Annotated in this window: 9 protein-coding genes; 4 read left to right on the top strand and 5 right to left on the bottom strand. The window is 39.6% G+C overall.

The window, feature by feature from the left end; all coding sequences use genetic code 11:
* Window positions 1–58: 58 nt before the first annotated feature.
* The 3 genes from WAO84_RS02745 to WAO84_RS02735 all read right to left on the bottom strand — a co-directional run bounded on the left by WAO84_RS02745 (window position 59) and on the right by WAO84_RS02735 (window position 6,598).
* Complete coding sequence (locus tag WAO84_RS02745) at window positions 59–1,678, bottom strand: amidohydrolase (protein WP_340063500.1); 1,620 nt, start codon at window positions 1,676–1,678, stop codon at window positions 59–61.
* 101 nt (window positions 1,679–1,779) lie between these two features.
* Complete coding sequence (locus tag WAO84_RS02740) at window positions 1,780–3,576, bottom strand: TonB-dependent receptor (protein ID WP_340063499.1); 1,797 nt, start codon at window positions 3,574–3,576, stop codon at window positions 1,780–1,782.
* On the bottom strand, window positions 3,569–6,598 hold the full coding sequence (locus WAO84_RS02735; protein ID WP_340063498.1) for a tetratricopeptide repeat protein: 3,030 nt from the start codon (window positions 6,596–6,598) through the stop codon (window positions 3,569–3,571). Before WAO84_RS02735 ends, WAO84_RS02740 begins: the two co-directional genes overlap by 8 nt.
* Window positions 6,599–6,761: 163 nt before the next feature.
* Here WAO84_RS02735 and WAO84_RS02730 point away from each other — a divergent pair, with 163 nt between their 5' ends.
* Window positions 6,762–7,445 (top strand): cell division ATP-binding protein FtsE, encoded by a 684-nt coding sequence (locus WAO84_RS02730; RefSeq protein ID WP_340063497.1) that lies wholly within the window; start codon window positions 6,762–6,764, stop codon window positions 7,443–7,445.
* Here WAO84_RS02730 and WAO84_RS02725 read toward each other — a convergent pair.
* Window positions 7,442–7,774 carry a hypothetical protein gene (locus WAO84_RS02725; protein ID WP_340063496.1) on the bottom strand — a complete coding sequence of 111 codons (333 nt, stop codon included), beginning with the start codon at window positions 7,772–7,774 and terminating at the stop codon, window positions 7,442–7,444. The two genes, WAO84_RS02730 and WAO84_RS02725, sit on opposite strands and share 4 nt — an antisense overlap.
* 38 nt (window positions 7,775–7,812) lie before the next feature.
* On the opposite strand from WAO84_RS02725, the gene WAO84_RS02720 reads away from it, so the two are divergent.
* Window positions 7,813–8,955 carry a hypothetical protein gene (locus WAO84_RS02720; RefSeq protein ID WP_340063495.1) on the top strand — a complete coding sequence of 381 codons (1,143 nt, stop codon included), beginning with the start codon at window positions 7,813–7,815 and terminating at the stop codon, window positions 8,953–8,955.
* Window positions 8,956–9,041: 86 nt separating this feature from the next.
* Here WAO84_RS02720 and typA read toward each other — a convergent pair whose 3' ends face one another.
* The gene (gene typA / locus WAO84_RS02715) at window positions 9,042–10,844 is read right to left on the bottom strand and encodes a translational GTPase TypA (RefSeq protein WP_340063494.1); all 1,803 of its coding nucleotides are present in this window, start codon (window positions 10,842–10,844) and stop codon (window positions 9,042–9,044) included.
* A gap of 189 nt (window positions 10,845–11,033) precedes the next feature.
* On the opposite strand from typA, the gene kdsA reads away from it, so the two are divergent.
* A complete protein-coding gene (gene kdsA, locus WAO84_RS02710; RefSeq protein WP_340063493.1) occupies window positions 11,034–11,852 on the top strand; it encodes a 3-deoxy-8-phosphooctulonate synthase in 819 nt (272 codons plus the stop codon).
* Window positions 11,852–12,319 (top strand): GNAT family N-acetyltransferase, encoded by a 468-nt coding sequence (locus WAO84_RS02705; RefSeq protein ID WP_340063492.1) that lies wholly within the window; start codon window positions 11,852–11,854, stop codon window positions 12,317–12,319. Before kdsA ends, WAO84_RS02705 begins: the two co-directional genes overlap by 1 nt.
* Window positions 12,320–12,347: the final 28 nt, after the last annotated feature.

Raw genomic sequence — 12,347 nt, 5'->3', positions numbered from 1 at the left:
AGGTTAGATATACACATAAAAAAATCCCCTTCTCAAACGGAAGGGGATTTTTATAATATCAATTCACTTTTTTTCCTGATATAAATGTTTGGAGTGTTTTTATATTAGGAATTTCTTCTTCGGGAACTTCCATAATGTTTTCATCCAGAATTATAAAATCGGCTTTCTTCCCTATTTCGATACTTCCTCTCTCCTTCTCTTCAAAATTTGAATATGCCGCCCATATGGTCATTCCTTTTAAAGCTTCTTCCCGGCTCAGGCTTTCCTGTGGTAAAAAACCACCTTCAGGATATCCCTCAACGTCTTTTCTTGCTACCGCTGCATAAAAAGTTAAAAAAGGGCTCACTTTTTCTACCGGAAAATCGGTTCCAAGTGCCACTATCTTTGCTTTGCCAAGAAGAGTTCTAAAAGCGTAAGCTCCTTTTATTCGTTCATGCCCCAAACGGTCTTCTGCCCAATACATATCACTGGTAGCATGGGTAGGCTGTACTGACGGGATGATACCGTTTTCAAAATAATCAAAATCTATAGTATCTATAATTTGTGCATGTTCTATTTTCCACCGCCGGTCTTCTTTTCCTTTCAGCGCTTCCTTATACGCTCTTAAAACCACAATGTTCGCAGAGTCTCCTATAGCATGTGTATTCATTTGGTATTCTGAGGCCGCAATACGTTGAGCCAGTTCTTTAATTTCTGAGGCAGGTGTAACCAGCGCACCGTGGTGTCCCGGTTTATCTGAATAAGGTTCTTTTAAAGCAGCACCACGGGAACCTAAGGCTCCATCACCATATACTTTAACTGATCTCACGTGGAGTTTATCTGTTTTAATCACTCCTTTATTAAGGTAATAATCCAGGTTTTCGGGAGTATTACTTACCATAGCATATACCTGCATCTGCAAAAGATCTGCCTGTTGTAAACTGTCTATCAGAGAAATGATCTCTTTGCTTAAGCCGGCATCGTTTACTGTGGTGAGCCCGTAAGAAAAACATATTTTTTCGGCATCTTGCAGAGCTCTTATTTTCGTTTCTCTGTTAGGAGAAGGGATCACGGCATCTACCATAGCCATAGGGTTATCTATCAAAATACCGGTAAGTTCGCCATTTTTTATTTCGATCTCACCACCTTCAATACGGGTGTTTTTGTCTATTCCGGCAAGATCCAGTGCTTTTTGGTTTACCAAATATGCATGGCCATCTACTCTTTCAAGCGCCACAGGAGTATCGGGAAAAAGAGCGTCCAATTCTTTTTTAGTTGGAAATTCTTTTACTTCCCAGTCATTTTGGTCCCAGCCCCGGCCCAGGATAAAGCGGGTATTGCGCTCTTTTTGAAAAGCCACCGTACGTTCCAGTACTTCTTCATAACTGGTGGTTCCCGTAAGATCGACTTTCTGCTTATTGAGCCCTAACTGGTAAAAATGGCAATGGGCATCATAAAAACCGGGAAGAACGGTTTTACCTTCTGCATCAAACATTTGATCTGACACATATGCATTCAAAATGTCTTCGGTAGTACCTATAGCAATGAATTTACCATCTTTTATGGCAAATGCCTGGCTATTGGTAAAATCTTTATCTACCTGATAAATGTTTGCATTAAACAACATCATATCTACCTGTTCTTTCTTTGGAGAACAGGATGTTAGCATAAGAACTAGTAGTAAGGGGATATATTTCATGAATTAAGCTTTGCACAAATGTATTGTTTTCATGAAAATTTTATAATCTGGTTTGCAAAAAAATTTTTAATAAATAGTGATTAAAAACTTATTCTTTTGGATCAGAGATCAAATTTATACGTAACTCCTGCCAGTATTTGGAAACCCTGTACCGGAAAAGTGGCCCAACGGGCATATTCATTACCTGCTATATTATTTAACCTTAAAAAAGCAGACAATTGATTGTCAAACCTATATCCCAAATGGGCGTTTATATCAAAAAAGCTATCTAATGTTAAACGCTCAGAATCAGGTACTACCGGTGTTGTTCCCGGGTCTGGCACAAAAATATCTTCACGCTCACCTACATAAAAAATACTGGCTCCGGCAAACCATTTTTCCGAGATCTGATAATCTGCAAATAAAGAGCCGGTAAGGGTAGGCAGGTTCCAGGCTTCATCTTCTTCATCTGTGGTGAATTCGAATACCTCTGCATTGACCCCCAGTGAAAAATCCCGGTTAATATCTATAGTAAGTTCTCCAAAAACTGAAATGGTTTTAACATCATCATACACTACATCAAATGAGTTTCCATAGGCATACCCTTCATTAGGGCTTGCAATAGCATTTACTGAATTGGTTCTAAACAATGGTTTATTATTTTCGGCTATGTACGAACCTCTCAGGTTATAACCAATATTGGACTGGAATTTACCTTTTACCCCTACATAGGAGTTATATTGCTGATCGGTAGGTGTTATATTTAAAGTGGGCGACACAAAAGGGTTTTGCTGAACGAAATCATAATATGAATTTTGAACCGGTTTCCCTTCTATACCTCCATAGGCGATCACAAACTCATCAACCAGCCGATAACTTGCGGTAACATTAGGGTAAATAAAGAATGTATTGTTGTCCTGATCTACTGAGTAAAAAATAGACGCACCTAAGTTAACAGTAAGGTCATCCCTTAAAACTACGAGTGAAGGGGATACTCCTAAAAGCAGTGAATTGTAATCTATCTCTCCGGTACCGGAAAAATTACGCTCAAAAGCACCGGTAACATAATCAACGGTAAACTGGGTCGTTATTAACTCACCGGAAATTGGGATCTCCAAAGTAGGCGTAAAATAGGCCCGGGTTTCACCGGAATCAGCACCATCCCAGAAGTGCCTTAGCAATACACTCCCTTCTTTAAAAAATGAATCGGGTGTACTGAGTTGGGCACTGGCAAACGCGGTATAATAGGTCTGGCTTTCATCTATATTATTGAGAACGCTTTCATCAAAGCCCGGTTGTACCGGAATACCATACCAATTGTATATTTGATGCTGAAAACCAGCATCTACACCCCAATTGAGATATCTGCTTTTTTTGCGATAATTTCCTTCTAAGCGTGTATTGAAAAAAGCATCGTCCAGTTGCACCCCGTCAATACCTCCCTGCGAAGAATGATGATTTAAATACAGATCAAGGGTCTCATTACGGTTAAAGGTGCGACTCGTATAAAAATCAACCAGTGCCGTACTGAAATTACCTAACCCGAGGGAAGCATAGGTATTATACAAAACTTCTTTTTTGGCTTTTTTTACCTGATTGGGTTTTGCTTTGGCAGGAATAAACGTAGATGCTACGGGTACTGAAAAAATACTGTATTTTATTTGTTTTTTCACAGTAGTGACTGAATCGTTCAGCACAGGTAATTGTTTTACTTTAAATGCATCTGAAACACTGGGAGTATAAGGTTTTACTACGTTAACTACCTCTGTACCTATTTCTTTTTTCTTATCGTCCTGACTGAACACGGAAGTGAAAGCCCCCATAAACAGTATTAATAAAAATAAGAATTGCCTTTGCATGAATGTGAATGATTTATGAATTGTTCTTTGATCAATGTTATTTTTGAATGGGCTATTCATTACCATCGGGGTTTACCGAGGCATTGCGTTTTGCTTCTTCTGTTTTGATTTTGGCGAGTTCTGTTTTTGCTTCCTCTACTATATCAGGATACTCTGTAAAATTTTCAATTACGCTATTCAGAATATAGGTGGCCTGAAAAGCATCATCCAGCGCATAAAAGTTACGGGCCATTAGAATAAGCCCTCTTGCACCATATTCTTTATAGCCTGAGTATTCTTTTGCCAGTTTTTGTACCGATATATTGGACGCTTCGTAATCCTGATCCTTATTTTTAAAATATGCGTCGTAATACAGCGCTTCGGCCATTAGGGCTCCTGTAGCTGTTTTTTGTACTTCGGTATAGGCTTTACGGGCTTTGCCCTCATCACCGGTACTGATAGCCGAACGGGCGATCATAATTCGTGCGTCACTGCGAATACGGTCGTTTATCTTGTTATTGGCAAGTACTTTTTCGGCATAGGCAACGGTTTGCGCATAATTCTTTAGCTCATAATTTATTTTCATAAGATTGGATTGCGCAAACATGACATTCTGGGGAAAATCGGCTTCAACCTCCAGCCTTTCCAATACAGGTATGGCTGCCGTGTAGTTGTTATTTGTTATATATAACTCGCTAAGACGTGCCAGTGCCTGCTCTGTATATTCATTACGTTCTTTAGATGCAACATAGCTGTAATACCCGATTGAGGTATCTTTTTCTCCTTTGCCGTAATAACTTTGAGCAAGATAAAAATTGGCTTCAAGTACGTGCAAACCATTTGGGAATTGTTTTAAATAACTCTCAAAAGATTTGATCGCGGCTTCTGTTTTGTTTTGTGCAAACTGTTTCTGTGCTGCTTCGTAAGATGCGTTATCCAGCTCGGCATCTGAAACCTCTACAAAATCCAGGTTCCTGACCCAGGAAGCGTACTCGTTTACCCGCCCTTCATCCAAATAAATAAGTTTTGCGGTAGATACTGCCTGTACTGCTTCGGTAGTGCTGGGAAAGTCTCTTACTACAGTTTTAAACTTAACCAGTGCCCTGGCATTATCACCCTTATTATAATGAGTAAGGCCCTGTCGCAACAATACTTTTGGCACATAGGAACTCTTTTTGTAAGATGCTAACAGTTGGTCAAACACCTCCATGCCTTCATTAATATTGTTTGCTGTGATATATGCATTCCCCAACTCATACAGGGCATCGTCCCGCAGTGTTGATCTTGGATAATCACGTATAAAACTGCTTAGTGCTTCTGTTTTTTTCTGGTTACGATCTACAAAACCGTAACTAATCGCTTTTTGAAAAGCTGCGTAATCAGTATCGGGGCCATTCATGGCAATGGCTTTGTCATACGATTCCATTGCGGGCCAGTATTGTGCAGAAACAAAATAACTGTCACCAAGGCGCAAATGGGCATCATTTAACATTACCTGATCTACGGCATCATTCTTTGATGTAAAATCCTTAAAGTACGTTATCGCCTCAGCATAGTTTTTTTGTTTGAAATAGGTATAGGCAAGGTTGTATTCCAAATGTTTGAATTCTTCGGTTTGCGGAGCGGTACTGTTGGTTTTAAACTGTTTGAACCCTATAAGGGCCTCCTCAAAGTTATTAAGAAGATAGTCGCTCTCGGCTTTCCAGTAGATAGCGCGTGCGGCAAAAACGGGGTCTCTGGGCTGCTCAAGAGATTTCTCCAGGAAATTAGCCGCTTCCCTATAGTTCCCTTCTGTATAAAGCTCAAGGCCTCTGTAAAAAGCAACTTTTTGATACGCCTCCCCGCTGGTATAATTTTTATTGGTTCGCAATACCTCTAAAGCCGCTTCATAATTTTTGGAAGTGATGTAAGAATCTATCAGTAATTCTTCTATCTCACGTACATAAGGAGAATCAGCATATTTTTCAAGAAAGGAAGTCAGCACCTGAGGTACACTTGTGTAGGGGTTCCCGATATCATAACTCAAGCGGGCATAATTAAGAGAGGCATCTTTTTGTATCTGCAGATCAAAATCCATTTGAGAAGCATTGCGAAAAGCATTCAACGCCTGCTGTTTCTTATCGGTTTTCAGGTAGCACTCTGCCAAATGGTAATATGCATTTTGCGAAACCGCATTGGTACCATCTACAATTTTGTTAAACTGGTTTATGGCATTTTCATAATCGCCTTGTTGATAATAGGCGTACCCGAGAAGGTAAAAATCTGTATTGTTCCAGCGACCCTGTTTTCCTTTGTACTCTTTTAAATAGGGAATGGCCGCTTCATATTGTTCAAGATTGAAATAGCTTTCGCCAATAATCTTGTTTAACTCTGACTTTTCTTTACGGTCTGCTTTGGGCATTTGTTCTTTGGCCATAGCGATGGCTTTTTCAAAATTGCCCAGTTTAAAATTCATGTCAGCCTGATAATAGCTGAGTTTTTCATTAAATTCCTTTTCATTGGTGATTTGATCAAAGTAAGTGCTTGCTGTTTTGTAATTATCTTTTTGATAGGCCATATACCCCAAATAATATTTGGCCTGAGGACCAAACTCGGCACTCTCGAGTACTTTGTTAAAGTATTTCTCGGCATCTTTATACTTTCGGGCGGTAAAAAGAGCATAGGCTTTTTTGAAGTTAAACTGTTCTCTCTCTTTTCGGCTCATGTTTTGATCTTCTACCTTATCGTACCACTTGAGTGCATAGGCGTATTTCCCATTGTCAAAATAATAATCAGCTACATCAATAAAGGCAGTATTACGCTTGGTACTGGTAGGATAATCGGTAACAAAGCTCTCCATAAGCTTATCGGCTCCTAACTGGTTAAGACGAATAGCTGAATTGGCTATGTAATAAGCACAGTCTGCTCGGGTTTCATAGTCTTCGGTTTCTGTTTTTACCTTAGTAAAAATGCTTTGTGCAGCCTGGTATTGTTTGTTATTATACAGTTGCAGCGCTTCCTGAAAATCTTTTTTGTAATGAGTATATACTTGTGATTGTTGGGCATGGAGCTGAGAAATGCTCCCAATGAGCACAGTAAAAAACACAACTAGCGTACGATACATGTCAAATGAAATTGTTAGATCAAAATTAGATGATTTACCATATACTATAACGATGGCTTTTTCTAATAATTATACAATTGTTGAAAATGATTAATAACTTGAAGTTTACTATAATTTTAAAAGCTTTTTTTTGTTATTACTTTTGTATCTATATTATTGTTGAATGGACCACACGATATTAGAACTCAGAGATGTTGCCATTTTCCAGAAAGAGAACCTTGTACTAAGTGAAATAAACCTAAACGTAAAAAAAGGCGAGTTTGTTTATTTAATTGGGAAAACGGGTAGTGGAAAAAGTAGTTTTATGAAAACCCTGTACGGAGATCTGCCGCTTACTCAGGGATCGGGTGCTATTGTGGGTTTTGACCTGCGAACACTCAAAGAAAAAGACATTCCTTTTTTAAGAAGAAAGCTGGGGATTGTTTTTCAGGATTTTAAACTGCTTCCTGACCGGACCGTAAATGAAAATCTTAAGTTTGTACTGAAAGCTACCGGGTGGAAAGACCCTGAAAAAATGAATTTCAAAATTGAGGAAGTACTTTCTAAAGTAGGTATGAAAACCAAGGGGTTTAAGTTCCCGCACCAATTATCGGGAGGAGAGCAGCAGCGAGTAGCTATTGCCCGGGCCTTATTGAATGATCCGGAGCTAATTTTGGCTGACGAGCCTACGGGAAATCTGGATCCTCAGACCAGTGTGGAAGTTATGCGTGTACTACAGGAAATTAACAAAACAGGGCGTACCATACTGATGGCTACACACGATTATGCTCTTTTACTCAAATTTCCCTCAAAAACACTAAAATGCGATGGCAGTAAAGTGTTTGAAGTAGTACAAAAAAGTATTTAAGGGTTTTGGGTTTTTGACCGAAAACCTTTTTTTCCGGCTTTGTACAGATAGTATGCATTAATACAGAAAATAGCGGTATTGGTAATGATCACCGGCCAGGCAATATCTAGCATAAACCCATACAAAACCCAGAAAAAACACCCTACCATATTGAGGGTTCGTAATCGTACAATATCTTTCATTAAAAATGAAATGAGCACACCTGCCGTAGCCAGGTACCCTACCCATTCTGTGCCTGAAATGCCAAGAAAATCCATATTACTTTTAGTAGCAATATTACCACTAAAATTGTTTTTTCGGTTATTTTTCTCAAAAAGCTTCTGTTTCAAAAAATATAAAAAACCGGTATTTAGTATATTAGCACTCTATGAAAGTCCCAAAAAACACTCAAAAAAAGCTCACGGAGAATAGTATTAAATATCTTCCTATAGCGTTAGCATTGGGGTTGAGTATTACGGCCCTTGTTATTAGTCTGAATAAAAATCGTGAAACATCAGAAGAGCTCCCTCCTCCTACCCCCGAAGAAGTGCTGGAAGCGCGCCTAGACTCGGTACGAATGCACATTACCACCCTTATTAATGAAGAAAAAATATATAAGCAGGTAGCTTTTCATCCGGAAGCACTGGAAGCGGAAACCGCCAATGCCATGTTAATTTTTAAAACGAATGCCCGGGTACTTCTAGACCGGGTTTATACACTGGCCTCTCCCGAAGAGCTGCTCAATCTTGAACCTGATGTACTTATTCATATAGCACGAAACCGGGAAATGCTTAATGAGAAAGAAGAAGCCGCACAGCTATTTGAGCATGTTCTGGCCAACACGGAAGCAGCCGAAATAAAAGTGCATGCACTCAACAGCCTGAAAAGAATATATATGGAACGCTCCTCTCCTGTTTTTAATCCCGGTAAAGCAAGAGAGTACACTGTGGCACACCTGCAATTGGCCAAAGCAGACCAAAGTAAGAACCGCTATATTCATCTGGCAAGGTTATATGAGCGCTGGGCACTTAATGAATACACTCTGGGTAAAACGGCCAGTTTTGGAAATAAGGTGCTGGACAGTGCCTTCTATTGTGTAAACAAACTGCCGGATTACCGAAGAGAAAAAGACAGCCTGAAAAAGCGCTACGCGAATATTTACAATTTTCACAACCAAATACTCACTGCTTCCAATATTACCGGTGTCTATAAGTTTTATATCAATAATGTAGGTATGGGAGAAGGCCATCTTACTTTAGACGGGGAAAAGATAATCGTTCGCATTGATTATCTTGAAAATGAACGCCTGGTAGGGCAAATTACCGGAGCCGGCCTGTTTATAGATGACCGATTTTTAAAGTTTGAAGTGGAATTGAAAAGTTACAGCGATGTATTTAAGGCTTTTAGAGACTCAAAAGGAACGCTTGAGCTCAAAACGGAAAACAATTTTATTTTGAATGGTTTTTTATATGAATTTGGTAAAGATCCCGTTGGGATGAAGCTTGTAAAAAAAGAAGAACCGGCTTTGTAGAAACCCTTTAAAAAGTAAAACAAAAAAGGCAGTATAGAAAAATTACTGCCTTTTTTGTTTTACTTTTTATTGTGTGTATCGCGTTACTAAAAAGATTTTTCCTTACGCTTACGTTCGTTCTCATCTAAATATATTTTTCGTAACCGCAGGGATTTGGGAGTTACCTCTACATACTCATCTTTCTGAATATATTCCAATGCTTCTTCCAGTGAAAACTTAATAGGTGGTGCCAGTTTCACTTTATCATCGGCACCGGCAGAACGTATGTTAGTGAGTTTTTTGGTTTTGGTAACATTTACCACCATATCATCTCCTCTGGTATTTTCTCCAATTACCTGGCCGGTATAGATCTCTTCGCCCGGGTGTATAAAAAACTTTCCTCGTTCCTGCAGTTTATCTAAAGAATACGGGATGGCAGTTCCTTTTTCCATAGAGATCAGGGATCCGTTTATTCTTCCCGGAATATCTCCTTTATAAGGTTGGTATTCAAGAAAACGATGGTTCATGATCGCTTCTCCTGCTGTAGCGGTTAACAGTTGGTTACGTAAACCAATAATACCTCGTGAAGGAATATGGAATTTCATTAGCATACGTTCTCCTTTGGGCTCCATACTCAACATTTCGCCCTTACGTTGGGTCACCATTTCAACGGCTTTACCACTTACTTCTTCAGGAAGGTCTATAGCAAGTTCTTCTACCGGTTCACATTTTTTACCTTCTATTTCTTTTATGATCACCTGAGGCTGGCCAATCTGTAACTCATAGCCTTCTCTGCGCATAGTTTCTATTAAAACCGAAAGGTGCAATACCCCTCTTCCAAACACCATGAATTTATCGGCACTATCGGTTTCTTCAACGCGTAGTGCCAGGTTTTTTTCCAGTTCCTTCTGCAAACGTTCTTTTACGTGTCTTGAGGTAACATACTTGCCATCTTTCCCAAAAAACGGCGAATCGTTAATGGTAAAAAGCATACTCATAGTAGGCTCATCAATAGCTATGGTAGGAAGTCCTTCAGGATTTTCAATATCGGCAATGGTATCTCCAATCTCAAAACCTTCCAGCCCTGCAATGGCACAGATATCTCCTGCATGTACTTTTTCGGCCTTTTTCCTTCCTAGGCCGTCAAAAACATGGAGTTCTTTTATTCTGGAACGGGCAATACTGCCATCGCGTTTAACAAGAGACACACTCATTCCCGGGGTAAGTACTCCTCTTTGTAGTCTTCCAATGGCTATTCTTCCGGTATAGGATGAATAATCCAGTGAGGTTATAAGCATTTGTAAAGATCCTTCCTCTGTTTTGGGTTCGGGTATATGCTCTACCACCATATCCAGTAGCGGTTCAATAGAATTGGTGGGCTTCTTCCAGTCTTCACTCATCCAGTTGTGTTTGGCACTTCCGTAAACTACCGGAAAATCAAGCTGCCACTCCTCAGCTCCCAGTTCAAACATAAGGTCGAAAACCGCTTCATACACTTCCTCTGGGGTACAATTTTCCTTATCCACTTTATTGATAACCACAATGGGTTTTAATTTCATGGATATCGCTTTTTGCAATACAAAACGGGTTTGCGGCATGGGCCCTTCAAAAGCATCTACCAGCAGTAAAACTCCATCTGCCATATTGAGAACACGTTCTACTTCACCGCCAAAATCGGCGTGTCCGGGAGTATCGATAATATTGATCTTAGTATCTTTAAATCGTACTGATACATTTTTGGAGAGAATGGTAATTCCCCTTTCTCTTTCAAGGTCGTTATTATCCAGAATAAGCTCTCCTGTTTCCTGATTTTCGCGGAATAATTCACAATGATGCAGAATTTTATCCACCAATGTGGTCTTCCCGTGATCAACGTGTGCTATAATGGCAATATTTCTAATAGATGACATACCTAGTGTTTTTAAAGCGTGCAAAGGTAGTATTTATTTAGCTGAAGAAAGCAGCTTTTCCTGTTTTTTTAAAACATGATAAGCAATTGGTTTATAACCTCTTAATAGCAGAGCCTTTTAGTGTAATAAGGATTTTGCCATTTAGTATGCTGAGAAATAAAAATGTATATTTGCCGGAAAAATTCAGCGATGCAACTGGAACTTATCCCCCACATAAAACATACTGATGCCAATCAGTTTTTTCTTCTTGCCGGGCCCTGTGCTATAGAAGGTGAAGAAATGGCTATGAAAATAGCTGAACGCATTCTCACCATTACTGATGCATTACAGATACCTTTTATTTTTAAGGGCAGTTTTAAAAAAGCCAACCGAAGCCGTATTGATTCTTTTACGGGAATAGGTGACGAGAAGGCGCTAAAGATACTCCGAAAAGTTTCAGAAACGTTTAAAGTACCCACGGTTACCGATATTCATGAAGTAGATGATGCCAAAAAAGCTGCTGAATTTGTAGATGTACTCCAGATACCGGCTTTTCTGGTACGGCAAACCGACCTGGTAGTGGCCGCCGCCAAAACCGGTAAAGTGGTCAATCTTAAAAAAGGCCAATTTATGAGTCCGGAAAGTATGAAACACGCTGTTCAGAAAGTACTGGATTGCCAAAATGAACAGGTAATGATTACAGACAGAGGCACCATGTTTGGGTATCAGGACCTTATTGTGGATTTTAGAGGTATTCCTGCTATGAAGGAATATGCCCCTACTATACTCGATGTCACCCACTCCTTGCAGCAACCCAATCAGTCTTCCGGTGTTACGGGAGGTCGTCCTGACATGATCGAAACTATTGCAAGAGCAGGAATAGCGGTAGGTGCAGACGGTCTTTTTATGGAAACGCATTATGATCCTTCTAGTGCTAAAAGTGATGGTGCTAATATGCTACACATAGATCACCTTGAAAAACTGCTTGGAAACCTTAGTGCCATTCGCAAAACCATTACCCGTTTGTAATGGATATATCCTTTCGGCTTGCCACACCAAAGGACCTCAACTTGATCGTTGAACTTTTTAAAGAAACCATTACGCACATTAACAAAAAAGATTACACGCCGGAACAAATTAAAGTATGGGCCTCCGGTGCCAGTGATCGCGAAAAATGGCTGAGTAGAATACGTGATGACTATTTTTCGCTCGCTTTTTATGGGGAAAGGCTGGCAGGCTTCGCATTTTTAGCCGGAAATGATTATTTTGACGGACTTTTTGTGCATAAAGATTTTCAGAGAAAGGGTATTGCCCAAAAACTTCTTATGAAAATTGAAGAGAGAGCCAGGAATAACAGATCTGCCATCATTCGGTCAGATGTAAGTATTACGGCTTTGCCATTTTTTCTGAAAAACGGATATCTCATTACCGAAAAGCAACAAAAATCTAAAAAAGGCGTCCTGTTTGAAAATTATCTGATTTATAAAGATTTGTAAATCACTCATTAAACTCTAGGTTTCAAAA

Origin of the sequence: Ascidiimonas aurantiaca (genome assembly GCF_037646345.1) — a bacterium.
GTDB classification, from domain to species: Bacteria; Bacteroidota; Bacteroidia; order Flavobacteriales; family Flavobacteriaceae; genus Ascidiimonas; species Ascidiimonas aurantiaca.
Note: the sequence above shows the minus strand (reverse complement) of the source record. Positions and strands in the feature narration are given on the sequence as shown.

What these genes read in the sequence shown, in the direction of transcription:
- WAO84_RS02740 (WP_340063499.1), bottom strand. Translation starts at nt 3,576, where the DNA reads ATGAATAGCCCATTCAAAAATAACATTGATCAAAGAACAATTCATAAA.
- WAO84_RS02735 (WP_340063498.1), bottom strand. Translation starts at nt 6,598, where the DNA reads ATGTATCGTACGCTAGTTGTGTTTTTTACTGTGCTCATTGGGAGCATT.
- kdsA (WP_340063493.1), top strand. Translation starts at nt 11,034, where the DNA reads ATGCAACTGGAACTTATCCCCCACATAAAACATACTGATGCCAATCAG.
- typA (WP_340063494.1), bottom strand. Translation starts at nt 10,844, where the DNA reads ATGTCATCTATTAGAAATATTGCCATTATAGCACACGTTGATCACGGG.
- WAO84_RS02720 (WP_340063495.1), top strand. Translation starts at nt 7,813, where the DNA reads ATGAAAGTCCCAAAAAACACTCAAAAAAAGCTCACGGAGAATAGTATT.
- WAO84_RS02745 (WP_340063500.1), bottom strand. Translation starts at nt 1,678, where the DNA reads ATGAAATATATCCCCTTACTACTAGTTCTTATGCTAACATCCTGTTCT.
- WAO84_RS02705 (WP_340063492.1), top strand. Translation starts at nt 11,852, where the DNA reads ATGGATATATCCTTTCGGCTTGCCACACCAAAGGACCTCAACTTGATC.
- WAO84_RS02730 (WP_340063497.1), top strand. Translation starts at nt 6,762, where the DNA reads ATGGACCACACGATATTAGAACTCAGAGATGTTGCCATTTTCCAGAAA.